The sequence below is a fragment of the Pseudarthrobacter oxydans genome, assembly GCF_034258515.1.
Classification (GTDB): domain Bacteria; phylum Actinomycetota; class Actinomycetes; order Actinomycetales; family Micrococcaceae; genus Arthrobacter.
The window spans coordinates 3443605-3470251 of the sequence record NZ_CP139438.1; the positions used below are offsets into that span (position 1 = coordinate 3443605).

A 26647-nucleotide genomic window follows, 5' to 3' on the forward strand; every position below is an offset into this window, starting at 1 on the left:
GCAGAAGAGATACCGAGTGCGGTACTTGCAGCCTTTACTTTTCGCAAAGCCTTTGATTTAGTGCGTGGCATTGCGTACCGTCCGTTTTATGGGTCGGCTCGAGGAATGCACTTTCGGGGTCCGCGGGTCACCGTCCGTCATCCCCGCTATGTTCATCTCGGCTCACATGTAGCGTTCGGTGCTGGCGTCAGTATGGATGCCTTCTCGACTAGAGGAATTCGGCTTGGATCGCGCGTCACCGTTGGAGACGAGGCAAATCTCGTGGCAACAGCCGTCATAAGAGAACAGGGTGTTGGGGTGGAGGTAGGGGACGACACCTCGATCGGCAGGTCAAACATCATCTGGGGACAGGGTGGCGTGAAGATTGGCGCCAACTGCTTACTGGGACCTGATGTCAGTATTTTCAGCGAAAATCATGTCTATGCTGATCCGAGAGTTCCAATCCGGCTCCAGGGAAATCATCGTGCGGGCGTAACAATAGAGGATGACTGCTGGATCGGCGCGGGGTCGACGATCCTGGCTGGCGTAGTGATAGGGCGCGGATCTGTTATCGCTGCAGGGTCGGTTGTGACCAAAGCCGTCGACGCCAATACGGTGGTAGCCGGCGTCCCTGCGAGAATAATCGGTCAGCGATCTCTCAAGACAGACAGTTTGGGCATATGAGCACGGTACCGCTGGATGGTCTCAAGGTCGCGTATCTATTTGTTCACGATGTGAATTACCCCAGGAACCGGCTTGTCAGGGAATACCTTGAAAAGTCCGGCGCGGATGTGGACGTGTATCCAGAGACACTGATTGGGCGACGCAACCCCCTGACACCTTCTTATATCAAGAATCTTATAACACTCTTGTCAGGCTACGACGTAGCGGTTCTATCGGAGTTTCAACTTAGATATGCTCTTGTCACTGGCATTGCTGCCAAGTTGTCTAACACAAGATTGATCGTTGACGGATTTGTCGGCCGCTTTGAAACTGCGGTCGGAGATTGGGGCCAAACCGCACCCTTATCACTGAAGTCTTTCGTTTACCGTGCCGTGGATTTTAGCAGCTTGCTAGTGGCAGACATTTTTATCATTGACAATGATTTCCGTGCACAGCAAGTACGCTCAAAGTACGCCGCACGAGTATTCTGTAAGCAAGTAGCCGCATTACCAGTTGGAGCCCCAAAGTGGGCTCAGCCTATAGACGCGATTAACTCAGCGTCACCGACAGGACCTCTTAGGGTCCTCTACTACGGGAACTACGTCCCGCTTCATGGAGTCGATGTGGTTTTGGCTGCCGTATCACAGTACGCCAAGAATGAACAGATTGATCTGACGCTAGTTGGGAACGGCACGGAACGCGAAAAGTTTGAGCAGAATGCGAGAAGTCTCGGAATTGCGGCGATTTGTGATTTTAGAGATTCAATAGAAGAAAAGGACCTTCGCCCACTTATAGCGTCTTCTGATGTTGTTCTGGGCGTATTTGGTGATTCCCCCAAAGCGAAATCCGTAATTGCGAACAAAGTCTGGCAAGGTTTAGCAATGGGAAAACGAGTTGTTACTCGTGAATCGCCAGCTCTAGTGGAGTTAAGATTCGTCAGCTCGACCCAACTGTTACAAGTTAGGCCGACAGCTGAGGGTCTCGCCCTCGTCCTTGCTCAGGTTTCCGAACTAAAGCAGAATGGCGCTTTGACCGAGTTCCATCAGACGCACCGTGATTTTCAAAGCTACATCGATGAACGCTTTGCCGATTTCATCGAGAATGTGAAGAAGGAAGTGCAGAGATGAGGTTGGCGATTTTCTTGCAGGCTCCCGAAGTATGGGGCGCGGAGAGGAGCCTCCTAACACTTCTCAGATCTGAAGCAGCACAGGCTCATCAGATAGATGTGTACGTCGGGCCCGGTTCGCCATTGGTACGCGAACTTTCTAACGCTGGGGTAGCCACACAGGAGTTCCCGTTCGTGCGGCACAAGTCGCTGGCTCAGGGGGGTTTGCGGAGTGCGTCGCTTACCGCAGTTGCCTCCGATTTCCTAAGCATCGCCAAACAAGCAATTCGGTCACGCAAACTATTGGCCAGGTATGACGCGGTGCTTACATTCGGTCTATGGGAGACAGCTGAAATAGCTTTAGCCGGACGGATAGCCCGAACTCCAGTCATTTTTGATTTTCACGTAACGTTTTCGGGTCGAGTTGGACGTGCTGCTCTGAGGGGTATCGCTTCGCTAGCAAAGGGCGTTATTGCGCCATCGTTGGCAACGTATCAACAGGCGGGAATTATGCCGAAGTCGGCGCGTTTCCGCGTCGTACCGCGGCCAGTCAGTGCCCTGGCACCCACCAGCCAAGCACCCCCATCTAGTAAGAAGTTGCGTATCGGTATATTTGGGCAAGTTGACGAACGGAAGGCTGTTTTAGAGGTTGTGACCACCTTGAGCCCGCTGGCCGAACTTGTCACCTTGGTGGTTGTTGGCGCTCGCCCCGAAAACATTCAAACGGCTTACGAAAAAGAAGTTATTAGGCTTGTCCAGCAACAGGGCCACGACTGGGAAGTGTGGGAGCGAACCAATGCTGTCGGAGAGCTTATGTCGGCATGCGATGTTGTGCTGAACATGTCACGACATGAAGCATTTGGAAGAACTGTCGTTGAAGCGGCCAGCGTTGGGGCTCTCCCCTTGGTAATGTCCGGTGGCGGGCCTGAGGAAGTCGTCCACGACATGACGCACGGACTTGTGATTTCTTCCTGGGAGGAACTGACAGCCACGATCGTTTCATTAAGTGATCAATTCCAAGATGGAAAGTCTGTCCGGTTGAGTCCGGAGCAAATGAGAGCCACAGTGGAGCGGTACTCACCTGCAACCATCGGAAGTCGCTACTTTGAGCAGTTGGAGGACTTATCCAAGGCCGGCCCGTTGGCAGAGTCGTGACCAAAGAAAAGCCGTTACAGGGCATGACAGCTCAGCCAAAGAACGTAGAACAATCAAGAACTTGGACTAGAGCGGCCTTGACGCTCGACACAGGGTCAATGCCTAGTCCACAGCATCTGCGTGCGATCCTAGCATCAGCTTCACTTACCTTCTCGCTCGTTACAGTCATTCTTGGGCTTGCCACGGGGGCATGGTCGCAGTCAGCGACCATCGCGACGGGCATGACCATGTTCATTTTTGCAGTTTACTCATTCCGCTTTGCTTGGATCTGCTTCACTGCTGCACTCACCATGTCCGGTATCAGCTTCCAATTGTTCGGCCTGACTGTTCTGCCTGAGCAGGTTCTTCTGACGATTCTCGTAGTTCATGCTGTCAGGTCCCAGTTGGCTATCGCAGTTCGGCCCCCACGAAGGCACAAGGCTGTCTCGAGAACGCGATTAGTTGTAGCAGGCCTCCTCATAGTGTGTTGGCTGCTCGTACTTACAGCTTTTAGTGCTTTCAGCGCGCCTTCGCCCAGCCAAAGTCTGCGCCTCGTGATTTGGGTTTTCGTCAACGTCTTGGCTGTTTTCGTTGTTCGTTGCTTAGCGCAGAACCCTGCGCTGCTCATCAAGGACGCCCTCAAGATAACGAACGTCATGCTAATCGTCTTTATAATCGGGTGGCTTGCTGCGAATCTCAGCTCATCCATCAATATCTTCGTCGAGGCAGACTATGCAAGCTCGACTTATCGGCTCAAGGGCTTGATGTTGGAGCCTAACCTTCTGGCTGCCCTCTCGCTTACGTGGCTGTGCATCGGCTTCGTTTACCGTGCGTCCATCGGTAATGGGCTCTACTGGTCTTCCTTGGCAATTATGTCGTTCGGCATCTTTATGACGTACACACGGGCCGCCTGGCTCATCCTCCTGGCACTGATCATCTGTACCTTGTGGACGACGTTCAAAGCACACAGAGGGTTGGTCGTCTCGGGGTGTTTAATGGTTCTACCTTTTATCGGCTTCTTTGTGTTTGACGAGGCAACAGGGTCCACGGGTTCCATTGCGGACACTATACAAGCTCGCTTTAGCTCAATACTGGATTTCGAGACTGGGACGGGTGCTTACCGTGCACGCACTTGGGAAATAGCCTGGCAAGACATCATAAGGGATGGTTGGTGGTCAGGCCACGGCTACAACTCATTCTCACAGTCTCATTTCAGCAGTGAAACTTCTAATGGCACCCTCTACCTTGGACTGCTGTGGCTCTCCCTTATCTACGACGGCGGCCTTCTTTCGTTCCTGTTATTCGTCTCTTCGCTATTTCTACTGTGGAAATCATCTTTGCCACACTCCGCTTGGTTCTATGTCGCATTCATTGTCCTCAGCACGAGCACAAACCCCACGTGGTTCATGTTCCCGTGGGTATTGGCCGCGTTACTTATAGCTCCTCGTGCCCCTCAAGGCTCACTGGAATTAGCACAAGGAAAATCGGCTTCCGTCTACGGATAGAGTGCGCCGAAATACTGCAGTAGGCATTAAACCGGTTCTTCGCATCTAGGCATGGTTGACCTGTTTGATTCGGTAGGGCGGTGGCCGCCGGCGGCAAGTCGGCATCTGATCTGAGTCCGTGGTAAACCGCAATCACCATTGACCAGATGGGAGTGCGAAAAATGGGCCCTAACGGGCTCTTCGCGGTTCGTGGGGAAACGGGTCCCTGGAGTGAGCGTCATGCCGCCGTGCGGACGGCACTTCTCAAGAGAATAATCGATTTGTAGTTGGCGGGATTGCGATAACCACGTGCGGTGCGCTTGATGTTTTTGATAGCGGTGTTGTTGGCCTCGACCTTGCCGGTCGTCGCGCCGGTAATGATGAGCACCTCGATCTCTTTCCACCACCTGCAGACAGTGCGGTAGAGCCTGTTCGTTTCCGGCCTGGCTGCTGCCTTCACGAGCTCTTCGAGTTTTGTGGCTCTTCGCGGTTCGTGGGGAAACGGGTCCCTGGAGTGAGCGTCATGCCGCCGTGCGGACGGCACTTCTCAAGAGAATAATCGATTTGTAGTTGGCGGGATTGCGATAACCACGTGCGGTGCGCTTGATGTTTTTGATAGCGGTGTTGTTGGCCTCGACCTTGCCGGTCGTCGCGCCGGTAATGATGAGCACCTCGATCTCTTTCCACCACCTGCAGACAGTGCGGTAGAGCCTGTTCGTTTCCGGCCTGGCTGCTGCCTTCACGAGCTCTTCGAGTTTTGTTTTCGCTGCCGCGGAGTCTTCGAGCGAGCCGCTGCGCAGCAGGGCCCGGAGCTGTTCCTTGACTTTCCAGACGGCCTGGAGGGTTCCTGTTGGATCGTCCAGCGCGAACACTTCCTTGAGTCGGAGGGCTGCCCTGCTGCTGAGGTTGTCGCCGCCGCGCAGGAGCAGCATGCGGTGGGCCCAGGCCTTGTCGACAGCCCGTCCGCGGCGGCCCTTGACCTGTTGGGAGAGGTTCTGCCGGGTCTCGGTCATGGCCTGGTTGGCCAGCGAGATCAGGTGGAAGTGATCAACCGCCACCGCGGTCCGGGGAAGCCACATCCGCAGCGCTTTGCGGAACGCCGCGGAGGGGTCGATGGCGACGACCTGCACGGCCAGCCGCCATTCCAGGGGCCGGGCGAACAGCCAGTCTCCGACGCCCTTGTGGTCCCGCCCGTCGACCACGCCGAGGACCTGTCCGGTGTCCAGGTCAACGATGGTTGTCATCCACGGCTCGAACCGGGTCCACACCTTTGTTGACGGGTCCTGGAAGTAGCGCACGGACCGGAATCGGTGTTCATCGATGCCGAGCATCCGAGGGCTGAGCTTGTCCACGTCAGGCAGTTTCAGTAAGCAGGCCTCGGTAACCGCGGCCCGGACCAACCACCAGGACACGGCGAAGCCGGCAGCGGTTTCAGACACCGCCCGGCCGGAGCGGATGACCGCCTCTGCAAGCTGGTCCCGAAGCCGGCCCGTCGAGCGGGCGCGGCGCGGGACTTGGGGCGTGGATTCAAAGAACGACAGCCGGTCGCACCTTGGCTCTTCGCAGTACCAGCGGTACTTGGACCAAAGCACTTCCACCGTGCCAGCGACCGGAATATCGCGGAGCCGCTGGAGACGGCGTTCCTTTCGCCGGGAGGCGATGACACCACAGCTCGGGCACCCCGGCGGGTGGTCGGTTTCGATAATGACCCGCCGCTGGCCGGCAGCGATGACAGTGGAAATGACGCGGTAGTCCGGAAGGTTAAAAAGGATGGTGGCAGCATCGGCTGCGACCCCGGTAGGCTCGATCACGGCTCGTGGTCCTGTTCCAGGTTGAATGCTTAGACACACTCATCCCAGCAGGGCCACGGGCCCTCTTGTCTTCAACGACACGAACACAATTCCCCATCAACCACGAAGAGCCAGTTTTGTTTTCGCTGCCGCGGAGTCTTCGAGCGAGCCGCTGCGCAGCAGGGCCCGGAGCTGTTCCTTGACTTTCCAGACGGCCTGGAGGGTTCCTGTTGGATCGTCCAGCGCGAACACTTCCTTGAGTCGGAGGGCTGCCCTGCTGCTGAGGTTGTCGCCGCCGCGCAGGAGCAGCATGCGGTGGGCCCAGGCCTTGTCGACAGCCCGTCCGCGGCGGCCCTTGACCTGTTGGGAGAGGTTCTGCCGGGTCTCGGTCATGGCCTGGTTGGCCAGCGAGATCAGGTGGAAGTGATCAACCGCCACCGCGGTCCGGGGAAGCCACATCCGCAGCGCTTTGCGGAACGCCGCGGAGGGGTCGATGGCGACGACCTGCACGGCCAGCCGCCATTCCAGGGGCCGGGCGAACAGCCAGTCTCCGACGCCCTTGTGGTCCCGCCCGTCGACCACGCCGAGGACCTGTCCGGTGTCCAGGTCAACGATGGTTGTCATCCACGGCTCGAACCGGGTCCACACCTTTGTTGACGGGTCCTGGAAGTAGCGCACGGACCGGAATCGGTGTTCATCGATGCCGAGCATCCGAGGGCTGAGCTTGTCCACGTCAGGCAGTTTCAGTAAGCAGGCCTCGGTAACCGCGGCCCGGACCAACCACCAGGACACGGCGAAGCCGGCAGCGGTTTCAGACACCGCCCGGCCGGAGCGGATGACCGCCTCTGCAAGCTGGTCCCGAAGCCGGCCCGTCGAGCGGGCGCGGCGCGGGACTTGGGGCGTGGATTCAAAGAACGACAGCCGGTCGCACCTTGGCTCTTCGCAGTACCAGCGGTACTTGGACCAAAGCACTTCCACCGTGCCAGCGACCGGAATATCGCGGAGCCGCTGGAGACGGCGTTCCTTTCGCCGGGAGGCGATGACACCACAGCTCGGGCACCCCGGCGGGTGGTCGGTTTCGATAATGACCCGCCGCTGGCCGGCAGCGATGACAGTGGAAATGACGCGGTAGTCCGGAAGGTTAAAAAGGATGGTGGCAGCATCGGCTGCGACCCCGGTAGGCTCGATCACGGCTCGTGGTCCTGTTCCAGGTTGAATGCTTAGACACACTCATCCCAGCAGGGCCACGGGCCCTCTTGTCTTCAACGACACGAACACAATTCCCCATCAACCACGAAGAGCCCGTTATGGATCTTTCCGACGAACCAGCGCAACCGAATCAAGTAGCCTCTTAAAGTCACGACGATAGGCTCCGCTGGCAAAGAAGACTCCGACTACGATGGCCTGAGCCAAGAGCGCGATGAGACAGGCCAAGACTGGTGGATCGACCACCGCGGACGAGAGCTGGCCAACAGCGGCACATACCAGCGCCAACACTAGAGCCCGAAATCCCGTACACATCAGCTGTGCAACGGGAATGTACACGAGTTTCTGCAGCCACCAGACCTGTATTGGCCATGTCATGGCCAGACCCAGCGAATACCCCATGGCCACGCCAGGGAGTCCGAAGAACGAACCGGCGATGATGCATAGAACCGAAATACCGTGAGTGACAAGGCTGTACCTCATCATTGCTGCGGCATTACCGGAGGAGACAAAAACCCAGTAGCCTACATGGCTCATAAATTGGAAGATTCCACCCGTGGCAAGCAGTGCCAATATACGAGCTGAATCTTCCCATCCCTCCCCTAAAAGGAGCTGCACGATTGCCTGAGCACTGCCGATCACGAAGCCGAACAGCAAAGCGCTTGTATAAGCAAGCGGCAGGAACATCGACAGTATGTATTTTGCGTACTTCCGAGAGTCACTGCGCACCCTTGTGAGCAACGGGAGGCCAACATTTGTTAACGGTGAAAGTAGTTGCCCGACAGGTGCTGCCACCAGTTGGTAAGCACGACTGTAAATCCCAAGCTGACCAGCATCCAATTTCAGACCGATGGTAACGGTGTCGGCGTTCGTGGCTGCGTAACCCAAGAGCAGCGATACGAGAAGCTGGCTTCCTGTCCGCAGGAATTTTTTGGCAGGCTTAAGCGAAAAGGAAAAGTTCGGTCGCCACCTAACCGCGAAGACCCGACTGCAGCAGATCACAGTCGCCGCAATGAGCTGCTGTCCGACGAGGGACCACACGCCAGCACCGGAAAGAGCCAGCGGGATAGCGGCAAGAATGCCCGCTAAATGACCCCCGAGTTCGGTAAGCGCAACTGCCGTGAAGCGCAAAGACCGAACTAGTTCCACTCGGAACTGGGCCTGAAAGCCGTTGATTAGAAAAGCGGCGGTAGTCACAGGCAGCAGTTGTGACAAGAGTGGCTCCTGAAAGACCAAAGCGGCTAGCGGAGCACCCATCATTACTAGGCCAGCAAGACCGAGACCAATAAGGATGTTGACCCAAAAAAGGCTATTTTTCTCCTCATTGCTCAGGCTGCCTGCCTGTATAGCTGCAGTTGAAAGTCCAAAGTCACGAAAAAGTTCGCCAACACTAATGACAGCAATGACGAGAGTAACGAGTCCAAAGTCGGAAGGGGGAAGAATTCGAGCAAGAATCGCGATTGAGGCAATTTGCGCTATGAACCTGACGCCTTGGGACCCCAATGTGATAGCGCTCCCACGCGCACCGGCTTGGCCTAACCCCATGACATCCTTCCTGCCCTTGTTTCTTGCACATATGACTACTAAGTTGTGCATGCCTTAGCCGCGTTTGCGCCACATGACGCACCAAGACTTCTCTTGAGAAGATCCCTGCCGGCCGGGTCAGAAAAAAGCGTCACTTTCAAAACTAACCGATGGGGGGTTGGGAGGAGACTCGCTGGGCACCTGATCATCTTTGCGGGTCCAGCCGAGTTCAACAAATCATCGGCGCCGGAATCTAAAGGCGAGGGCGATTCGCCTCCCCCGCGGACCTCCATAGGATCATTGAGAAGCCGCTCGACTTGTGTCTACGGTCCAGACTCCACGCTTGGGCCGCAATATTACTTCTCCTCGATCCCCGCCTGTATCCTATGCTGGGGGAAGCTCTCCTCGACGAATGAACGAGACCATGGAGATGCTAATTTTGGGGACGATGCCGGATTGGCGTTCGCGTACGTCGCGCAGGCTTCGCATTGTAGACGCATTCGTAGTTATTTGGGCAGTCGCTGGGGCATACGTCATCAGATTTGGCATAGAGCCGGATTTCGTTGCCGGTGGCCAGGAGGTTACCTACGTATGGCTGTCCGTTGCACTTGTTGTTGCTTGGTGGCTGATGCTTGGAGCCTGGAATTCACGGCAGAGCCGGATCCTGGGCGCTGGAGCTGACGAATATAAACGCGTGGCTGCCGCATCGCTGTGGTTATTCGGCATCGTTGCAATTGTGTCGTACGTTCTAAGATTTGATACCGCCCGAGGGTATGTAGGGATCGCATTACCAGTGGGACTCTTCGGCCTTATTCTGTCACGGTGGCTGCTCAGGCAGCACCTAAACGTAGACCGGCAGAGCGGTACGAGTATGTCCCGGCTAATGTTGGTGGGCGGGCCAAGTGCGGTCGCCCACCTAGCTAGCTCTCTTTCAAGAGCGCGGCATGCCGGCTACCTTCCCATCGCTGCCTACACCCCCGGGGTTTCCGACTCTTCTGCGCCAAGAGAAGTTTCCGGCTTACCTGTTCTGGGAAACACTCCGGACGTGCGCAAAATTCTCAATGCAATCGATGACTGCAAAGCCGACGCAGTTGCCGTATCTGCAGGAGTCCAACTGCACCCCCAAAGCCTCAGACACCTAGGGTGGGAGTTGGCCTCTCGCAACATTGGTCTGATTATGGCACCTGCCCTCACCGACATTGCAGGTCCTCGAATACACACCCAGCAGGTCGCCGGACTACCACTTATCCACGTGACGACGCCCACCCTTGAGGGCGGCCAAAGAGTCGCTAAGCGCTTGTTCGACGTAATTGTATCGGGACTACTTATTATCGGTTCCGCTCCATTAATGCTTGTGTTGGCTGTTCTTGTGAAACTTGATAGCCGCGGCCCCATTTTTTTCAAACAAGACCGAGTGGGCATTGAAGGTGCTCATTTTTCAATGCTGAAGTTCCGTTCAATGGTGGTTGATGCGGAAGATAGACTGGCGGAACTGACTTCGCTCAATGAGGGAAACGGCGTTCTCTTTAAAATGAAGAAGGATCCGCGAGTAACTCGGGTGGGTGCAGTTCTTCGTAAATACAGCCTCGATGAACTACCGCAGTTGTTCAACATTTTCGCTGGTTCGATGAGTCTTGTGGGTCCACGCCCACCGCTTCCGCGCGAAGTGGAGGCTTATGAGCAGGATGTTCGTCGGCGACTTCTCGTCAAACCGGGACTGACTGGACTTTGGCAAGTCAGTGGAAGGTCCAACTTATCTTGGCAAGACTCGGTGCGCTTGGATCTCTACTATGTCGAAAACTGGTCATTGGCCGGTGACCTGGTGATTATTCTCCGAACTGTCCGTGCTGTCTTCCACAGCACTGGAGCCTACTAATCCCTTTTAGAAAGATTGCCCTTGTTGGGAAAGGACCTACAATATGCGTATTTCTGTTATCGGCTGCGGGTACCTGGGAGCAGTTCACGCGGCTTGCATGGCGCAGCTCGGACACGAGGTCGTCGGAATCGACACCGATGAGGAAAAGATCCAAGCACTTGCTGCAGCGAGGGCGCCCTTTTACGAACCTGGACTCGACAAGCTGCTCAGCGAGGTTCAGGCTACCGGACGGCTGTCGTTTACGACCGATATATCCGCCGCCGGTGGGAGTGCCATTCACTTCATCTGCGTCGGAACCCCTCAAAAGAAGGGTGAGAATGGCGCTGACATGACGTATGTCGACGCGGCTGTTTCCTCGCTGCTCGACCACGTACAGCCGGGAGACCTTGTCGTGGGTAAGTCGACAGTCCCTGTTGGTACAGCGTCGAGGCTCTCAACCCTCCTCAAGGACCGCCATCCAGAAGCCCACCTTGTATGGAATCCGGAATTCCTGCGAGAAGGACACGCTGTCTCAGACACTCTGCACCCGGACAGGCTTGTGTATGGGGTCCAAGACGGCTCGGAGGAACACCCCGCCATCGCGATACTCGACGAAGCCTATTCCGCTCCAATATCCGCAGGAACGCCACGCCTCATCGCTGATCATCCAACGGCTGAACTTGTGAAGACCGCGGCTAACTCTTTTCTCGCCACTAAAATTTCGTTTATTAATGCTATGGCTGAGCTCTGTGAGGCAGCGGGTGCGGATGTGACCCGTCTTGCTGATGCAATTGGACTGGACGATCGAATTGGTCGGAAGTTTTTAAACGCTGGAATCGGTTTTGGTGGTGGTTGCCTGCCGAAGGATATTCGCGCCTTCATGGCGCGCGCTGGTGAATTAGGGGCGGACCAGGCCTTAACATTTCTCAGGGAAGTCGATGCAATCAACATGCGGCGCAGGGCTCGCGTCGTCGAACTGTCGCGAGAACTTTGCGATGGATCACTTCTCGGAAAACGCGTTACGGTACTCGGCGCCGCATTCAAGCCTGAAAGCGACGATGTTCGCGACTCCCCTGCGCTGAGTATCGCTGCCCAACTCCAACTACAAGGGGCAGTTGTAACGGTGACAGATCCAAAAGCACTGCCCAACGCCGCTAAGAGATTCCCGGAGCTTCATTATCAGCCCAATTGCGAAGAAGCGATCAAGCAGGCGGATGCTTTGCTGCTCCTAACGGAATGGGAAGAGTACCGCACTCTTGACCCCTACGAAGTGGCTGCATCAGTTGCTACACCGAAAATTCTGGACGGAAGAAACGTGCTGGACGTGGCCAAGTGGCGAGCAGCCGGCTGGACGTACCGTGGTCTAGGGCGCCCCTGACGATGGTTCCTTCGACAATAAAGCCACAGGATCCAGGCTCGGCCGTACCCTCTGAGGACAAACGCCCGCCGCGAACGAAGCGTCGAATTATCCCATTCGTCGTTTCATCAGTGTGCTTGGTCGCTTTAGCTGGGGCGGGAGCCTTGTGGCTAGGCGTTCAGGCATCAATCATTGATAAGGAGTTGAACGAGGCAACCCGTCTCGTTGCAACTCTAAAGGATCAGATTGCAAATGACGACGCGTTAAAGGCTGCCGAGACAGCTGACCACATCCGGGAAAAAACGGCCGCCGCCACTGATGCTACTCGTGATCCTGTCTGGACTCTCGCGGCAAGCCTTCCAGGGCTCGGACCAAACCTCAGCGCAGTGTCAGAGGTGGCACGCGCCGCTGACGACGTGGCCACTCTCGGGCTTCGACCTCTCGTAAGTGTCTACAGCTCACTGGATTGGGACGCTCTCCTGCCAAGTACCGAAGCCACCGACTTGAAACCATTGCAGACCGCATCACCAAGCGTGTCAGCGGCAGCGCAAGCTGTGCGGAACTCCGCCGATCGACTCGGATCGATTGACACGAGCAAGCTCCTGCCCCAGGTGACCGAACCCCTAAACCGAGCTAAGGACGAACTCCATTCAGTCACAGGAACGCTAGATGCTGCAGCAAGTGCATCGCGGATAGCTCCAGGGATGTTGGGAGTGGAGGCGCCGAGAAACTATCTCTTAATGATCCAAAATAATGCCGAGATTAGGGCCACCGGCGGAATACCAGGAGCATTGGCAATCCTCACAATCGACAACGGCAGGCTCAGCCTTGGTGCGCAAAGCAGCGCCGGTGAAGTGGGAGTGATGGCGCCGCCTTTGCCTGTGGAAGCAGAACAACAGGCGATCTACTCCGCGCGTTTGGGTAAGTTTATGCAAGATGTGAATTTATCCCCTGATTTCCCCTCGGCGGCAGCAACTGCACAACAGATGTGGGAACGAAAGACCGGCCAACGGGTTGATGGTGTAATTGCGATTGATCCGATAGCACTTAGTTACATCCTGAAGGCCACTGGGCCAGTGCAACTCACCGGGGCAGAAGCGGCCGCTTCAACCCAATTGGGACTCCCGACGGAGCTCAGTCACACTAACGTGGTGAGCACGCTGTTATCCGATGTGTATTCGAAGGTTGAGCAACCCCGAGATCAGGATGCATATTTTGCAGGCGTCGCACAGGAGATATTCTCAGCACTTTCCGACGGACAAGGCGATGCTGATGGACTCGTCAAAGGATTGACCCGCGCCTCGGAAGAGGGCAGGGTCCTCGTCTGGTCCCGGTCTGCCGACGAGCAGGCTGTACTTGCACGTTATCCGCTAGGGGGTGCTATCTCCGGACCGAGTGTTTCTCCGGCGCAGTTCGGCGTGTACTTCAACGACGGCACCGGGGCAAAAATGGACTACTACGTCAAGCGTACCGTCCAGCTGGTAAAGGAATGCCCTAGGGACGGATACGAGGAGACAACGGTCCGTATCACGAGCACAAATACTGCCCCCGTCGATGCCGCCACCGCTTTGCCCGCATATGTCACGGGCAACGGTCACTTCGGTGTGCCGGCAGGCTCAGTTCAGACCAACATCCTTGCCTACGGCCCTGTGCAAGCAAATGTGGAGACTGCGAAAGTCGACGGTCGGCGGACAGACTTCGCACCGTATCTACACAGCAACCGGCCTGTTGGGGTCATTGCCGTCGTATTGGGACCAGGTGAGAGCACGACGGTCGAGTTCACCTTCGGCAAAATCGTCCAGCACACGGAACCTGACTTGTTTGTCACGCCGACGGTTCAAGCTGTAAAGGACGTGATGCTCCCGATAGAAAATGCTGTTTGCGGCTGAGATGTGGACGGCTCGTTAACACTATGTAAACCGACTGGATTGAGATTGCTCACAGGGAAGACTAGATGGTAGCTTCTTACTTGGGATAACTATCCGAAGTTCTGCACAGGGTCTCGTGTGGAGGGGAACACTCCCCAGATCGGGTACATCAAAACTTAAACGTCTCCGGGGGGACACATGAAAAAAACACTCGCAGCACTCGCACTTGCCGGTTCCATTGCGCTTGTAGGCGCGGCTCCTTCAATGGCAGCCACCTACCCCGCCCTACCGCCTCAGGCCGCCGTTTCTGACGGTGTAGTCGGTCCGGGTGAGGACTTCATTTTCAGTGGTCAGGGCTTCCTTGCTGGCGAAACTCTCACCATCACCGTGACTCCGGGCGACGCTCCGGCCTCGGACGGCGCAAGCATCGCCGGAGGTGCGGCTGTCGCGGCGAAGATCAATCTTTACCTGGCTCCGAGCACTCTCAGCACGACGGCTGACGCGCAGGGCAGGTTCTCAATTCCCATTTCCATCAGCGAAGCCGGCACCTACTCCATCACGGCAACCGGCAACACCTCCGGTGTAACCGTTGGTCCTGTGACGGTTAAGGTTGTCGCTTCACTCGCCAACACGGGCGGCGCCCCGCTGGCTAACACGGGCAGCGGCCTGGCCAACACGGGCGCTGACTCCGGTCTGATCCTCTGGACCCTGGTCGGGGCTGGAGCTTTGGCTGCCGGCGCAACTTCGGTTGTTGTTGTTCGCCGCCGTGCCAAGGCTGAGGCTGCTGCCTAACAGCAACAGGCAATAACCACTGAAGAAGGTGGGTGTACTCCAGAAATGGGGAACACCCACCTTCTTTCTTTAAGGTCTCAACGGGCTAAGCAACGAAGGCTGGGGGTGGGACTGTGGTATCAATATGAGCTATGGGGAGACATTGGCGCAGAACACCGAGAGAGTACGACTTCTCCATACCACTCCCCCGCCCGCAGGTGCTCCGCTACGCCCTTCTTTTACTTCTGGCGGCATCCGCCACCGCGACCACAGCATTAGCCCTTCTACGGACCTCCTGAGGCCCAGCTTGGGGCACCTCCGCGACCAAAGGCTTTGGCAGGTCATCCTCGCAGCCATGCTGATTGCTCTGTCCGTCATGGCGTTTTGGCCAAGCCCCGTCGATCAGCCGTTACAAGGTCAACTGGCTGCTGTGCGGGATTACCTTCATCGCCACGGAATTCCAGCTTGGTTCAACTACAACTTTGTTGAGGCATCGGCAAATGTAGCGCTCTTCGTGCCGCTAGGAATAGTAAGCTCGCTGGCCTTTCCTGATAAATGCTGGTGGCAGGTTGGAGCATTTGGCCTGCTGATTTCCGGCTGCATGGAGCTGGGTCAGCTGCTATTTCTTCACAACCGCTTTTCGACCCCGCAAGACCTCGTGACAAACGCGTCAGGAGCAGTCACAGGCGCGCTCCTGACCGGATGGGCGCTCAAAAGACTAGAGGCCCGCCACCCTGCGGTAGCGGACCTCTAGAAGGTATTGAAGCGCAAAGCTAGTTCACGAAGCCCTTCATCCAGGTCTTCAGGTCCTCGCCGAACTCCACGCGCTCAGACGCGAGTGTGATGACGGCTTTGAGGTAGCTCAGCTTATCGCCGGTGTCGTAGCGGCGGCCCTTGAAGACCACGCCGTACACGCCGGAGCCTTCGCCCTCGCCTGCAGCCAGGGTCTGCAGCGCATCGGTCAGCTGGATCTCGCCGCCGCGGCCCGGCTCGGTGTTCTCCAGGACGCCGAACACTGACGGGTGCAGCACATACCGGCCGATCACCGCGAGGTTGGACGGCGCCTCCCCCACGGCAGGCTTCTCAACGAGGCTGTTCACGCGGACGTAATTCTCGCCGTCCTCCGCTGTGATGTCCGCGCAGCCGTAGGCGCTGATCTGGGACGGGTCCACCTCGATTAGGGCGATCACTGAACCGCCTGTCTTCTGCTGCACCTCCATCATGGTGCTGAGCAGGTCCTCGTCCTCGTCGATGAGGTCGTCGCCGAGCAGGACGGCAAAGGGCTCGTTGCCCACGTGCTGGCTGGCGCACAGCACCGCGTGGCCCAGGCCCTTGGCCTCGCCCTGGCGGACATAGTGGATGGGGCCCAGCTCCGAGGCGTACTGAACGGACTCCAGGCGGTCCTTGTCCCCCTTGAGCTCCAGGGCGCGCTCCAGGCCCGGTTCGCGGTCGAAGTGGTCCTCGAGGGAGCGCTTGTTGCGTCCCGTGATCATCAGCAGGTCCGTGAGGCCGGACTTCACGGCTTCCTCAACGACGTACTGGATGGCCGGCCGGTCTACGACCGGCAGCATTTCCTTCGGCATTGCCTTGGTGGCGGGCAGGAAGCGAGTCCCCAATCCGGCAGCAGGAATGACGGCTTTGGTGATAGCTTTCCCCGTAGTCATAGCTGAACCTTACAAATCAGGGGTAGACAAAGGCAATTTCTCCGCTTAAAGGGCTTACCGAAGTCCGCGGAGATCGCGCACGAGCCGCGGAGCTGAACGGAGGAATCTTGCCCATCTGGCCCGGTGCTGCACGAGCCGTCCCCGGAAGGACATGTCGGCGTTGATGTTTTGGCTCAGGAGGACTTCGGGAGGCGGGAACATAGCGCGCCACAGCATCCCGGGCTTCTCCCGCCACGGCGCCTGGACGATCGCCACGAGCCGGGCGCTTCCCGGTTCCCTGGCCATCAGCCGGTTGCTCCACTCCACTGACGGCTCCGGCCATTCCGACGCAGCGGTGTGAGGCAGAAGGTCCTCAAGAAAGGGGCGCATGGCCGCCAGGGAGCCGGTCGCCGTCGCGACGTCCAGGATGGCCAGCGCGTGGGAGTGGTGTGTGGTGATATCCGCCAGAAATTCGAGCTCCTGCCGGCATGCAGGCAGGTGGGGCGACCGTAGGGCATGCATTGCCAGGATCAGGATTCCAAGGGCCCTAGACGGGACCTGCACCCCCTGACCAGCCAGCTCAAGGTGCTCGGTGCGTGCCCACATCACCTCGAAACACTGGGGCGGCGGAACTTCCATTCCCGGAAAGCGGAAGTGGACATCGATGCAGCACGGCCAGTCAGGGTGGTCCAACGTAACCGAGTGCTTTGGGAAAGCCCAACTGTCTGGGTCAACGGGGCGTTCCCGCCAGCCCCTCTGCCGCAGCCCTTGCAGCAGGAGTTCCAAGGCGGAGGGTTCCACGAAGACGTCCACGTCAGCTGACGTCTTGGGCTGGCGCAAACCCTGGATAACACTCGCCGGCCCCTTGATGAAGAAGGCCCGGATGCCTAAGGTGTCCGCCAGCCGCGCTACCAGGGCGTGGCCCAGGAGCACGCCCTCGGAGATGCTGAGCTGCGTGACACTGCCGTCGTCCGCCGCGGGCACTGCCTAGTCCCTGGCCGCCCTGCGGCCGCTGAGCGCGACCTCGAGGGGCCCACCGGATTCGGTAGCCGCCCCGACGCCAGGGCGCAGGAGTTCAGCAGCAGGCACCGGGCTGTGTGCGGACGTATACGTTCCGTAGTAGGAGTAGGCATCGGTACCCCGGGTGGGCACGTAGTTGAGGACCGCGCCCAGGATCCGTCCCTTGACCTTGTCCAGGTTCCCCATCGACTGTGCCAGCTGCTCCTGGGTGGTCCTGCCCGTCCGCACCACCACGATGGCGCCGTCCGCCGCGCGGGAGAGGACCGCGGCATCCGTCACCGGAAGCAGCGGCGGGGCGTCGATCAGGACGACTGCGTCTTCGGCAAGGGCGTTCAGTATGTTCCTCATGGCCCGGGACCCCAGCAGCTCGCTGGGATTCGGCGGGATGCGGCCTGAGCCGAGGACTGAGAGGTTCGGCAGGGCACCCCAGGGCTGCAGGACATCCGCCAACTCGGCGGAGCCGGTGAGGACATCGGTGACACCCGCGCCCGGAACCAGGTTGAAAACGTCCACCAGCGTGGGCCGGCGGAGGTCGCCGTCGACCACTACAACGTTCTCGCCGGCGGCCGCCATGGCGACCGCCAGGTTGGCCGTGACAGTGGATTTGCCTTCTGCCTGCACGGAGCTGGTGACCACAATGATCCGCGGCGGCTGGTCCACGTCCAGGAAGCTGAGGTTGGTGCGCAGCTCCCGGAGGGCCTCTGCCATGGCTCCGCCGGCATCGTGGACCTGCGCCTCGGTACCGGCGTCCAGGACCGTGCTTTTTCCGTCCAGCCGGCGGTCCACCGGCAGGGTGCCGACCACGGGGACACCAAAGAGCCGTTCGACGTCGGCAGCCTTCCGGATGCGCCGGTCAAGCTGCCGGCGGATCACCGCATAGGCCACACCGAGGGCCAGGCCGACGAGCGCGCCCAGCGCCAGGTTGAGCTTGGTATTGGGTGAGGTGGGGCTGGCGGGGAGGACCGCCTTGCCCAGCGGAAGCACGCGCACAGCCGTTGCTGCGGGGGCCACCTGCGTGCCGTCCGGGGCTGCCGTTTCGATCGCCTCCACCTGGGCGGCGAGGCCGTTGACCCAGGCATCGGCCACGCGCTGCGCCGTGGCCGGGTCCGTGGACTGGGCGGTCACCCGGATCTCGGCGGTGTCCAGCGGGACCTTCACGGTGATGCTGCCGAGCAGTGCATCGGCGGTGGTCTTGAGCTCCAGCGAGGCGATGACCCGGTCCGCCACGAGCCGCGATTTTGCCACGGACTCGTAGTTCTTGACCTTGGCCTTGGCCAGGCTGTCCCCCGCCAGTGACAGGCTCACGTTGTCCGAGCCCGGCGTGACCACAATGCCGCTGGAATCGGAGGAGTAGATCTTGGGCTGGAGGACGGTCCAGCCCAACGCCGCCAAGGTGGCCAGCAGGGTGAACGCGACAATGGCCTTCCAGTAGACCCGAAGGACCCGGAGGTAGTCCGTCAGGTCCATGCCGGCGGGCGCTTCGGCGGGAGCGACTGTTGCGCTCATGGTGGTTCCTTCCACTCAAATCTACATACGGCCCTGGGCCAGGACTGACTTTGCGATGAGCTGCTCCGTGGCTGCGGCGACGGCGTCCCGGTAGCCTTCCGGGGTGCCGTGCACCTTGCCGACTTCTTCGGCCAGCTGGTCCGGCGTTACGGGGCTGGCGGACGCCTCCCAGATGGCCGGGCCGATGCCGCTGAGCCGCACAACCTGGTTCTCCAGCATCACCAGCAGGTCTCCGCCGATGGCGACGGCGTCCCTTGGTGCGACGCGGCGGAGGTAGCCCTCCGGGATGTGCCTGAAGCGGGCAGCTTCAGCCGCAGGGGCCTCCCACCCGCTGGTGTCCGCTGGCTGCATCCGGAACAGCGGCTCCAGGGCCGCAGGCAGGTCCGCGGCTTCCGTGTAGGTCACCTGCCAAACTCCCCCGACGCGGTCGATCAGGCGGCACAGCGACTGCAGCGGCTGGTGGATTGCTGCCTGCGAGGACGAGTCCGGGATCAGGGCGAGCACGGCATCGGCCAGCGGGACCCTCTGGAGCTTCGGCGCCGCAGGGCGGCCGCCTGGGACCCGGTTCAACAGCACGATCGACTGGAGGAAGGGCCTGGCAGGGGCCGGCAGGAGTCCAAGCTCGTCCGGTCCCACCTGCTGCTTGGGGGTGCCTGGCCTTTGCTTCACGGACAGCGGCTTGGGGTAGGGCACCACCGAGCCGTCCGGGCGGATGGCTACGGTCTCGTCCGTGACATACCCATAGACCTCTGCCAGCAGGGAAGCCGCGGTGGTCTTGCCCGTTCCGGACTTGGCCACCAGCGCCACAACGGCCCCAGTGGCAGGGTCCGCCACCCCGCAGGCGTGCAGCATCGTAAGTCCGCCCGCGTTGGCCAGGATGGCGGCCACCGTGAGCCGGGACGTGAGGTGCTCGGCCAACTCCTCGAAGGAGGCGGCCTGCAGCTGGAACGTACCGTCGTCGTACTTCTTTGACTGGTAGGTGACGGACGCCGTGAACGGCTGGTCCATGGTGGGCTCTGGCGGCAGCGGCGGGAGGAAGGGCCCGCCGCCGTCGACGCACCGCGCCCATGCCCAGCGCATGGCATCCCGCTGCTGCCACGTCACCGCAGCGCCCCAACAGACCGTGAACTGCGTTCCCAGGACGTCCAGGCACAGAAGATCGCTGCCTCTCGCCAATTCCTCGAGCAGGCGGTGCTGCCACGCCAAACGTGTTTTCTCCAGGGTTCCCGTGGACCTCACGCCGTCACCGGGAATCGCCGCGGACAGCCTCAATCAGGCGCTGGGCTTCGAGGCTGGCGAGGAAGCTTTCCACCTGGGCCTGCATCTGGCCTGCCTGGTCCTCAAAGCTGGCCTCAAGCTCCGCGTAGATGTCCCGCTCGGTCCGCCGGCCGTCAATGAGGTCCCAGATGACTGCAGCGGAACCCTCGAGGACCACTGGCTGGGTTGCGTCCAGGTGCAGCAGGGCTACCCGGCTCCGGCGTTCGGTGCAGACTTCCGCGACAAGGCCGCCACGTTTCCAGACCATCAGTAGGTAATCGTCACGGTGCCGGTGATAACCCGGTCCGTGTTGTCCGGAAGCCGCAGGGTGATGGTCAGAACGTAGGTGAGGATGCCGGAGGGTGCCGGATTGACACGCTCGTACTGGAAGAAGATGGGGACACTGACCGTCTGGCCGGCCGGAACCTCCTGGGCGGCCAGGGTGAACGTGGCGTTGTACTCATGGGCGCTCGTGTAAGCGGCGGACGTCAAGGTGGCGGACGTGATGGAGTGAACGCCGACACCCGCGCTTACGGTCCCGACCGGCTTGATGTTGACCGTGCCGGTGATTGCCCCAGTGATTGCGCTGCCGCTGTTGATGATCTGGAAATTCGCCGGGCCCGTGCCCGTGCGGCTGGTACCTTGACCGGTGGCTGAGCTGGCAATGCTGATAGTGGAAGCAGCACTCAGGAGTGTGGTCGCCGAAAGTCCCGACGCCGCCGCGGCCGGTGCGGCGATGGCGGTTGCTATCACCGGCAGGGACCAGGCTACGCCCGCAACAACCCTGCGCCGGCTGATGCCGTGCTTTTCGCTCTCAGTGACCTTCGCGTGCAGAACCTCGGACAAATGCGCTCCCGTGTCGGTGTGAAGCCGCCGCTCAGCCGTTCAGGCCCGCCAGCGTGCAGTGGCCGGGCTTTCCCGGCTCCGACAACTCTTGCCAACGCAAATAAAGATTTGGTGCAACCAACCTTCAAGGTTTGGTCAAGATCAGGGAAAGTTCTCTTGGAAAACGGTTTCACCTGCGGTGATAGGAGGCTGCGGAGCTTCTATGCGGACGGGTAAGGCCCGGACTCGGCCGCGAACGTCGTTCCGCCTTCGTCCGTCACCATCTGGTCCGATTCCCTGAGCGCAGCCGACGCGGAACAGTCATCGCACCGGCCAACAAACTGGTGGGGGCAGGCCGCGAGTTTGACTCCATCCCCGGTGGACATTCTGGTTCGCATGGTTCCCGCCGTTCCTGAATCGTCCCGGTTCACCAGGAGACTCATTCATCCAACCGCCGCGAGGGTGGTGCCGGCGAATGCTGCGGTGGGAGCCGTGGCCACTAAGCCCTCGCCTCGCCGGCACTTCCATTGAACAACCAGGCCGCGCAGGTAACACGAGTAGGCGATACCCGTTTACAACGGGGCAACCGTACTTACCCAAGTGCAGGGAACCGATCCCTACCTAAGCCCCCACCGGACTTGGCTCCCCAGGCGCCTAACCCCGAAACTGCGGCTCGCGCTTCTCCTGGAACGCCCGGAACCCTTCGGCATAGTCATCGGTTTTGCAGAGCCGGGCCTGCTCAGTGTTCTCCTCCGCCATGGCCTGCCACAGGCCCAGGCGCTGGTCCCGGATGTGGGCCACCAGCTCCTTGCTGGCCACAAAGGCGCCGGTGGCACCCTGCGCCACCTTGGCCACGATCTCCCGGGTGCTGTCCAGCAACGACTCCGCCGGCATGGCCCGGCTGAACAGCCCCTGCGCCACGGCTTCAGCGCCGGAGATCAGGTCCGCGGTGTAGATCAGGTCCAGCGTCCGGTGCATGCCCAGCCGCTCGGTGAAGTACCAGTGCCCGCCGGAATCCAGCGTGGCGCCCAGCTTGGCGAACGGCGAGCCGAATTTCGCATTCTCCGCCACGTACACCACGTCCGTGGCCAGCAGCAGCCCCAGCCCCACGCCCAGGCAGGCGCCGTGGGCGGCCGCGAACGTGGGCGCCGGGAAGGACGCCATCTTCTTCAGCAAAGGCTCCACCAGCCCGCCCAGGTACGCGGCGGCGTCGTCGCTCTCCGGCGTCACGTTCTGGATGTCGCGGCCCGCGCAGAAGGCGCGGCCCTCTCCCCTCAGCAGCAGCGCCCGCACCTCACCGCGCGAGGCGGCGGCAGCAGCGTCGTCGTACGCCTGGGACAGCTCCGCCAGCGCCTGCTCGTCCAGCGAGTTCAGCTTGTACGGGGCGTCCAGCACAACCTCGGCAACGCCGTTGGTGATGGAGAGGGAAATCATGGGGCTCCTATGGTTCAGGCGGGCAACGGTGGGACCGGGACTCAGACGTCGAAGTCGACGGTGACTTCCTTGCTGGTGGGGTGGCTCTGGCAGGTCAGCACATAGCCCTTGTCCAGCTCATCCTGCTCCAGCGCGTAGTTTTCGTCCATGGTGACGCTGCCGGTGACCACCTTGGCCCGGCATGTGCCGCACACTCCCCCGGCGCACGCGAACGGCACGTCCGGCCGGACCCGCAGCGCGGCGTTGAGGATGGACTCGCGGGCGTGGGTGGGACTGGCCACCTCGCCCTGCAGGCCGTCCAGCTTGAACGTGATCTTGTACGTCTCCTTGGACTCGTCCACCAGCACGGGACGGCCCGCATTGCCCTCCGGCTTGTCCGGCTTGCCGGACGTGAACAGCTCGAACCGGACATTCTCCGGCTTCACGCCGCGCTCGGCCAGGGTGTCCCGGCACAGCTGCACCAGCTCGAACGGCCCGCACAGGAACCACTCGTCCACATCGTCCGCGTGGATGGCGGTGCCCAGCAGCTGCCGGAGCTTCTCGGAATCGATCCGGCCGGACAGGAGCGGGGCGATCCGCTGCTCGCGGGACAGCACATGGTGGATGGCCAGCCGCTGCGGGTACTTGTCCTTCAGGTCCGCGAGCTCCTCCAGGAACATCACGTCCATGGCGGCCTTGTTGGCGTAGATGAGATCGAACCGGCACTCCGGGTTGGCGGCCAGCAGCGTGCGGGCGATCGCGATCACCGGGGTGATGCCGGAACCGGCGGCGATGGCCACGAAGTTGGCTTCGCCCTGGGAGGCGACGTCCCCGGCCAGCTCCTCCGGGTTGTTCATGGAGTTCATCCGGTTCTGCTCCACGGCCTGGCCGTCGCGGCCGTGCCGGGACACGAACGCGCCCATGGGGCTCATGACGTCCAGGGTGTCCCCGGCCTTCAGCTCGGCGTTGGCCCAGGTGGAGAACAGGCCGCCCAGGTCCTTCTTGATGGCCACCCGGATCTCGCTGGTGCCGTCCTCGAAGCTGCGTGGCTCGGCGCAGATGGAGTAGCTGCGGCGGATTTCCTTGGGTTCGCCGGTCTCGTCCGGCAGCGTGGTGCGCAGCGCCACGTACTGGCCGGGCAGGTAGTCGAACTGGCCGGCGAGCTCCGCCGGCACGTGGAAGGACACCTCGATGGCGTCCTCGGTGAGCCGGCGCACCTCCTTCACGGCGAGCGTGTGGAAGGACGGACGACGGCGGCCGGTGGCCTGCGCCTCTTCGGCGGCGGTCTGGCGGACAACAGGCATGGGGCTTCCTTACAGCACTTTGAAGTAGTCGAACGGTTCCTTGCAGTCCTGGCAGACGTACAGCGCCTTGCAGGAGGTGGAGCCGAAGCGGGTGAGCTCTCTGGTGTTCAGGCTGGCGCACTGCGGGCACTTGACGGCCATCTTCAGGCGGATGGGCCCGGCGTGCCGTGCCGCGTGGCTCATGCCCGTGGGCGGCGCGATGCCGTATTCCCGCAGCTTCTGCTTGCCGGCTTCCGTCATCCAGTCCGTGGTCCAGGCCGGGGCGAGGACCAGGTCCACCTCCACGTCCGGGTAGCCTTCCTTGGCGAACGCGGTCTTCAGGTCGTCGCGGATGGCGTCCATGGCCGGGCAGCCCGAATAGGTGGGCGTGATGGTGACCTTTACGTGTCCATCCTGCGCCACCTCGACATTCCGGAGGATCCCCAGGTCCTCGATGGTGAGCACCGGGATTTCCGGGTCCACCACGGTGGCCGCGATGTCCCACGCCTTCTGCCGCGGCGTCCGGGTCCTCGACTCAAAGTCGGAGATGTACATGTCCATGACGGTCACCAGCTTGCTCCGGGGTGTTCGCGGGCCAGCACCTGCATCTCGGCCAGGATGTAGCCGAGGTATTCGGAATGCCTGCCCTGCCGGCCGCCGCCGGGTGCGGCGGGAACGTCCGGGACCTCCAGCCCGGCCTCGGTGAGGACTTCGCCGGTGAGCCGGTCAAAGTCCTCCTTGAGCGAGGAAGGCGCGACGGCGATGCCCGCCTCCGTGAGGCGGCCCGTCAGGTCGTCGTCGCGGAAGAGTTCCTCCACGTAGGGCCACATGATGCGCAGGCCGTGGATCATCCGGGTGCGGGATTCCTCCGTGCCGCCGGCCAGGCGCAGGATCCACTGGGCGGCGTGGTCGCGGTGGTAGTCCACTTCCTTCACGGCCTTCGCGGCGATGGCGGCCAGGGTGGCGTCCTTTGATTCGGTCAGCTTGCCGTAGAGCAGGAACTGGTAGTAGCTCACCACGAACTGGCGGGCGATGGTGGCCGCGAAGTCGCCGTTGGGCTGCTCGAACAGCTGGACGCTGCGGAACTCGTGCTCGCGGCGGAAGTAGGCGAGGTCATCCTCGGACTTGGGCGTTCCGTCCTCGTTTGTGAGGGCGCCGCCGGCGTAGCTGAGGAAGGAGCGGGCGTGGCCCAGCTGGTCCAGGGCGATGTTGCCCAGGGCGATGTCCTCCTCCAGCTCGGGGGCGCGGGAAATCCAGTGGCCCAGGCGCTGGGCCAGGATCAGGGCGTCGTCGCCCAGGCGCAGCGCATACTCGGCCGTGTCCTCGGACGGCTTGGCCAGGCCGGTGCGGACCTCGAGCGCGATGTCCTCCGGGCGGAGCGCGTTGCCGGGGGTGATGCGGGTGGCGGAGGCGTTCGAATCGCCGGCCACGCCGGTGGAGATGTCGCCGTGGCCGCTCACAGGTGCTTCACCCCTTCGCTCTTGGTGTAGTACGTGGCGTGGCGGTAGTCCTTGCCCTGGGGGGACTCGAAGAACGAGCCCTTGGCGTCCGGATCGCTGGCGGCGATGGCGTCCGCGGGGACAACCCAGATGGACACGCCCTCGTTGCGGCGGGTGTAGAGGTCCCGGGCATTGCGCAGGGCCATGGCGGCATCCGGGGCGTGCAGGGAGCCGGCGTGGACGTGGCTCAGGCCGCGGCTGGACCGGACGAAGACCTCCCAGAGGCCCCAGGCGGAGCGGTCGTGGTGCTCCTGCGGAGCGGGGGATGCCTTCGGGGCGTCGCGGTTGATTTCCGTTGCCGAGCTGGCGGGAGCTTCGGGGTTGCCGTGGGGGGTCATGCTGCGTATTCCTTCTGCTTGTTAAGCTGCTTTGCTGCATAGGCGGCCGCTGCCTCGCGGACCCACGCGCCGTCGTCGTGCGCTTGCCTGCGGCGCTCAAGCCGCTGGGAGTTGCAGGGGCCGCGGCCGGCGAGCACTTCGTGGAACTCGTGCCAGTCCAGCGGGCCGTGCTCCCACTTCTTCGTGTCCTCGTTGTAACGGATCTGGTCATCCGGGAGGGTGAGGCCCAGGACCCTGACCTGCTCCACCATCATGCCCACGAAGCGGCTGCGGAGTTCGTCGTTGCTGAAGCGCTTGATGTTCCAGGCCATGGACTGCTTGGAGTTGGGCGAATCGTCATCCGGCGGGCCGAACATCATCAGGGCCGGGGCGTACCAGCGGTTCACGGCGTCCTGGGCCATCTGCTTCTGCGCGGGGGTGCCGTTGGAGAGTTCCAGCAGGATCTCGAAGCCCTGGCGCTGGTGGAAGGACTCTTCCTTGCAGATGCGCACCATGGCGCGGCCGTAGGGGCCGTAGGAGGCGCGGCACAGCGGGACCTGGTTGCAGATCGCGGCGCCGTCCACCAGCCAGCCGATGGCGCCCATGTCCGCCCAGGTCAGCGCGGGGTAGTTGAAGATGCTCGAGTAGCGGGCCTTGCCGGCGATCAGCGCGTCCGTCATCTCGTCCCGGTTCTGGCCCAGGGTCTCGGCGGCGGAGTAGAGGTACAGCCCGTGGCCGGCCTCGTCCTGGACCTTGGCCATAAGGATGGCCTTGCGCTTCAGGCTAGGGGCGCGGGAAATCCAGTTGGCCTCCGGCTGCATGCCGATGATCTCGGAGTGGGCGTGCTGGGAGATCTGGCGCAGCAGGGTCTTGCGGTAGGCCGCAGGCATCCAGTCCCTGGGCTCGATGCGCGAGTCCTCGGCGATGACGCGGTCGAAGTTGGCCTGGCCCGCCGCGTCTGCCGTTTCGCTGGTTCCAGCCGTTCGCTCAGCCGGCACTGACTGCAAGTTCTGCGCTGCCATGGTTGCTCCTATGCAAAGACCTTCGGGGGCGGCCGGAATTATTTACCGACCGTTCGTTCAGGATATGCGGGAGCGCCGGACCCCGTCAAGCGCCGACGCCACCCTTGTGATGGTGCCGGTGGATGC

Annotated in this window: 26 protein-coding genes; 9 read left to right on the forward strand and 17 right to left on the reverse strand. The window is 61.0% G+C overall.

What is annotated here, in order from left to right; genetic code table 11:
- Window positions 1-261 precede the first annotated feature (261 nt).
- The 4 genes from SMD14_RS15725 to SMD14_RS15740 are packed head-to-tail and all read left to right on the forward strand — an operon-like array spanning window position 262 to window position 4386.
- Window positions 262-663, forward strand: coding sequence for an acyltransferase (locus SMD14_RS15725; RefSeq protein WP_321214239.1), 402 nt, complete (start codon window positions 262-264; stop codon window positions 661-663).
- Complete coding sequence (locus SMD14_RS15730) at window positions 660-1769, forward strand: glycosyltransferase (protein WP_321214240.1); 1110 nt, start codon at window positions 660-662, stop codon at window positions 1767-1769. Before SMD14_RS15725 ends, SMD14_RS15730 begins: the two co-directional genes overlap by 4 nt.
- The gene (locus SMD14_RS20300; protein ID WP_409339689.1) at window positions 1766-2902 is read left to right on the forward strand and encodes a glycosyltransferase family 4 protein; all 1137 of its coding nucleotides are present in this window, start codon (window positions 1766-1768) and stop codon (window positions 2900-2902) included. The genes SMD14_RS15730 and SMD14_RS20300 overlap by 4 nt, the downstream gene beginning before the upstream one ends.
- Window positions 2899-4386, forward strand: a complete 1488-nt coding sequence (locus SMD14_RS15740) for an O-antigen ligase family protein (protein WP_321214242.1) — start codon at window positions 2899-2901, stop codon at window positions 4384-4386. Before SMD14_RS20300 ends, SMD14_RS15740 begins: the two co-directional genes overlap by 4 nt.
- 217 nt (window positions 4387-4603) lie before the next feature.
- Here SMD14_RS15740 and SMD14_RS15745 read toward each other — a convergent pair whose 3' ends face one another.
- From SMD14_RS15745 to SMD14_RS15760, 4 genes are all read right to left on the reverse strand, one after another.
- Complete coding sequence (locus SMD14_RS15745) at window positions 4604-4909, reverse strand: transposase (protein WP_321214243.1); 306 nt, start codon at window positions 4907-4909, stop codon at window positions 4604-4606.
- Window positions 4887-6176 carry an ISL3 family transposase gene (locus tag SMD14_RS15750; RefSeq protein ID WP_321214244.1) on the reverse strand — a complete coding sequence of 430 codons (1290 nt, stop codon included), beginning with the start codon at window positions 6174-6176 and terminating at the stop codon, window positions 4887-4889. The genes SMD14_RS15745 and SMD14_RS15750 overlap by 23 nt, the downstream gene beginning before the upstream one ends.
- 96 nt (window positions 6177-6272) lie before the next feature.
- Window positions 6273-7346, reverse strand: coding sequence for an ISL3 family transposase (locus tag SMD14_RS15755; RefSeq protein WP_321214245.1), 1074 nt, complete (start codon window positions 7344-7346; stop codon window positions 6273-6275).
- 114 nt (window positions 7347-7460) lie between these two features.
- Complete coding sequence (locus SMD14_RS15760; protein WP_321214246.1) at window positions 7461-8906, reverse strand: lipopolysaccharide biosynthesis protein; 1446 nt, start codon at window positions 8904-8906, stop codon at window positions 7461-7463.
- Between the two features lie 427 nt (window positions 8907-9333).
- On the opposite strand from SMD14_RS15760, the gene SMD14_RS15765 reads away from it, so the two are divergent.
- From SMD14_RS15765 to SMD14_RS15785, 5 genes are all read left to right on the forward strand, one after another.
- On the forward strand, window positions 9334-10761 hold the full coding sequence (locus tag SMD14_RS15765; RefSeq protein WP_321216285.1) for a sugar transferase: 1428 nt from the start codon (window positions 9334-9336) through the stop codon (window positions 10759-10761).
- Window positions 10762-10804: 43 nt separating this feature from the next.
- Window positions 10805-12118, forward strand: a complete 1314-nt coding sequence (locus SMD14_RS15770; RefSeq protein ID WP_321214247.1) for a UDP-glucose/GDP-mannose dehydrogenase family protein — start codon at window positions 10805-10807, stop codon at window positions 12116-12118.
- Between the two features lie 683 nt (window positions 12119-12801).
- Window positions 12802-13986 carry a DUF4012 domain-containing protein gene (locus SMD14_RS15775; RefSeq protein WP_321216286.1) on the forward strand — a complete coding sequence of 395 codons (1185 nt, stop codon included), beginning with the start codon at window positions 12802-12804 and terminating at the stop codon, window positions 13984-13986.
- Window positions 13987-14163: 177 nt separating this feature from the next.
- Window positions 14164-14757, forward strand: coding sequence for an LPXTG cell wall anchor domain-containing protein (locus tag SMD14_RS15780; RefSeq protein WP_321214248.1), 594 nt, complete (start codon window positions 14164-14166; stop codon window positions 14755-14757).
- A 334-nt stretch (window positions 14758-15091) separates the two neighbouring features.
- Window positions 15092-15490: a VanZ family protein gene (locus SMD14_RS15785; RefSeq protein WP_321214249.1), complete on the forward strand. Its 399-nt coding sequence runs from the start codon at window positions 15092-15094 to the stop codon at window positions 15488-15490.
- Window positions 15491-15509: 19 nt separating this feature from the next.
- Here the strand turns inward: SMD14_RS15785 and galU are convergent, their stop codons facing one another.
- From galU to paaA, 13 genes are all read right to left on the reverse strand, one after another.
- Entirely contained in the window at window positions 15510-16400 is an 891-nt protein-coding gene (gene galU / locus SMD14_RS15790) for a UTP--glucose-1-phosphate uridylyltransferase GalU (protein WP_321214250.1), read from the reverse strand.
- Window positions 16401-16454: 54 nt separating this feature from the next.
- Complete coding sequence (locus SMD14_RS15795) at window positions 16455-17363, reverse strand: nucleotidyltransferase family protein (RefSeq protein ID WP_321214251.1); 909 nt, start codon at window positions 17361-17363, stop codon at window positions 16455-16457.
- 3 nt (window positions 17364-17366) lie between these two features.
- Window positions 17367-18905 (reverse strand): polysaccharide biosynthesis tyrosine autokinase, encoded by a 1539-nt coding sequence (locus SMD14_RS15800; protein ID WP_321214252.1) that lies wholly within the window; start codon window positions 18903-18905, stop codon window positions 17367-17369.
- Between the two features lie 21 nt (window positions 18906-18926).
- Window positions 18927-20111, reverse strand: a complete 1185-nt coding sequence (locus tag SMD14_RS15805) for an ATP-binding protein (RefSeq protein ID WP_321214253.1) — start codon at window positions 20109-20111, stop codon at window positions 18927-18929.
- Between the two features lie 37 nt (window positions 20112-20148).
- Window positions 20149-20430 carry a PqqD family protein gene (locus tag SMD14_RS15810; RefSeq protein ID WP_321214254.1) on the reverse strand — a complete coding sequence of 94 codons (282 nt, stop codon included), beginning with the start codon at window positions 20428-20430 and terminating at the stop codon, window positions 20149-20151.
- Complete coding sequence (locus SMD14_RS15815) at window positions 20430-21008, reverse strand: hypothetical protein (protein ID WP_321214255.1); 579 nt, start codon at window positions 21006-21008, stop codon at window positions 20430-20432. Before SMD14_RS15815 ends, SMD14_RS15810 begins: the two co-directional genes overlap by 1 nt.
- A 200-nt stretch (window positions 21009-21208) precedes the next feature.
- Window positions 21209-21385, reverse strand: coding sequence for a hypothetical protein (locus SMD14_RS15820; protein WP_321214256.1), 177 nt, complete (start codon window positions 21383-21385; stop codon window positions 21209-21211).
- Between the two features lie 256 nt (window positions 21386-21641).
- A complete protein-coding gene (locus tag SMD14_RS15825) occupies window positions 21642-22421 on the reverse strand; it encodes an enoyl-CoA hydratase/isomerase family protein (protein WP_321214257.1) in 780 nt (259 codons plus the stop codon).
- A gap of 41 nt (window positions 22422-22462) precedes the next feature.
- On the reverse strand, window positions 22463-23704 hold the full coding sequence (paaE, locus tag SMD14_RS15830) for a 1,2-phenylacetyl-CoA epoxidase subunit PaaE (protein WP_157241412.1): 1242 nt from the start codon (window positions 23702-23704) through the stop codon (window positions 22463-22465).
- 9 nt (window positions 23705-23713) lie between these two features.
- Window positions 23714-24238 (reverse strand): 1,2-phenylacetyl-CoA epoxidase subunit PaaD, encoded by a 525-nt coding sequence (gene paaD / locus SMD14_RS15835; RefSeq protein WP_321216287.1) that lies wholly within the window; start codon window positions 24236-24238, stop codon window positions 23714-23716.
- Window positions 24239-24249: 11 nt separating this feature from the next.
- Entirely contained in the window at window positions 24250-25143 is an 894-nt protein-coding gene (gene paaC / locus SMD14_RS15840; RefSeq protein WP_321214258.1) for a 1,2-phenylacetyl-CoA epoxidase subunit PaaC, read from the reverse strand.
- Window positions 25140-25520 carry a 1,2-phenylacetyl-CoA epoxidase subunit PaaB gene (gene paaB / locus SMD14_RS15845; RefSeq protein ID WP_157241410.1) on the reverse strand — a complete coding sequence of 127 codons (381 nt, stop codon included), beginning with the start codon at window positions 25518-25520 and terminating at the stop codon, window positions 25140-25142. The genes paaC and paaB overlap by 4 nt, the downstream gene beginning before the upstream one ends.
- Complete coding sequence (gene paaA / locus SMD14_RS15850; RefSeq protein ID WP_321214259.1) at window positions 25517-26521, reverse strand: 1,2-phenylacetyl-CoA epoxidase subunit PaaA; 1005 nt, start codon at window positions 26519-26521, stop codon at window positions 25517-25519. Before paaA ends, paaB begins: the two co-directional genes overlap by 4 nt.
- Window positions 26522-26647 lie beyond the last annotated feature (126 nt).

Excerpts from the sequence above, each read along its gene's own strand:
- SMD14_RS15785 (WP_321214249.1), top strand. The coding sequence starts at position 15,092 with ATGCTGATTGCTCTGTCCGTCATGGCGTTTTGGCCAAGCCCCGTCGAT.
- SMD14_RS15760 (WP_321214246.1), bottom strand. The coding sequence starts at position 8,906 with ATGGGGTTAGGCCAAGCCGGTGCGCGTGGGAGCGCTATCACATTGGGG.
- SMD14_RS15775 (WP_321216286.1), top strand. The coding sequence starts at position 12,802 with ATGTTGGGAGTGGAGGCGCCGAGAAACTATCTCTTAATGATCCAAAAT.
- paaE (WP_157241412.1), bottom strand. The coding sequence starts at position 23,704 with ATGCCTGTTGTCCGCCAGACCGCCGCCGAAGAGGCGCAGGCCACCGGC.
- paaD (WP_321216287.1), bottom strand. The coding sequence starts at position 24,238 with ATGTACATCTCCGACTTTGAGTCGAGGACCCGGACGCCGCGGCAGAAG.
- SMD14_RS15825 (WP_321214257.1), bottom strand. The coding sequence starts at position 22,421 with ATGATTTCCCTCTCCATCACCAACGGCGTTGCCGAGGTTGTGCTGGAC.
- paaB (WP_157241410.1), bottom strand. The coding sequence starts at position 25,520 with ATGACCCCCCACGGCAACCCCGAAGCTCCCGCCAGCTCGGCAACGGAA.
- SMD14_RS15820 (WP_321214256.1), bottom strand. The coding sequence starts at position 21,385 with ATGCGAACCAGAATGTCCACCGGGGATGGAGTCAAACTCGCGGCCTGC.
- SMD14_RS15810 (WP_321214254.1), bottom strand. The coding sequence starts at position 20,430 with ATGGTCTGGAAACGTGGCGGCCTTGTCGCGGAAGTCTGCACCGAACGC.
- SMD14_RS15730 (WP_321214240.1), top strand. The coding sequence starts at position 660 with ATGAGCACGGTACCGCTGGATGGTCTCAAGGTCGCGTATCTATTTGTT.
- SMD14_RS20300 (WP_409339689.1), top strand. The coding sequence starts at position 1,766 with ATGAGGTTGGCGATTTTCTTGCAGGCTCCCGAAGTATGGGGCGCGGAG.
- paaA (WP_321214259.1), bottom strand. The coding sequence starts at position 26,521 with ATGGCAGCGCAGAACTTGCAGTCAGTGCCGGCTGAGCGAACGGCTGGA.
- galU (WP_321214250.1), bottom strand. The coding sequence starts at position 16,400 with ATGACTACGGGGAAAGCTATCACCAAAGCCGTCATTCCTGCTGCCGGA.
- SMD14_RS15780 (WP_321214248.1), top strand. The coding sequence starts at position 14,164 with ATGAAAAAAACACTCGCAGCACTCGCACTTGCCGGTTCCATTGCGCTT.
- SMD14_RS15770 (WP_321214247.1), top strand. The coding sequence starts at position 10,805 with ATGCGTATTTCTGTTATCGGCTGCGGGTACCTGGGAGCAGTTCACGCG.
- SMD14_RS15800 (WP_321214252.1), bottom strand. The coding sequence starts at position 18,905 with ATGAGCGCAACAGTCGCTCCCGCCGAAGCGCCCGCCGGCATGGACCTG.
- SMD14_RS15765 (WP_321216285.1), top strand. The coding sequence starts at position 9,334 with ATGCCGGATTGGCGTTCGCGTACGTCGCGCAGGCTTCGCATTGTAGAC.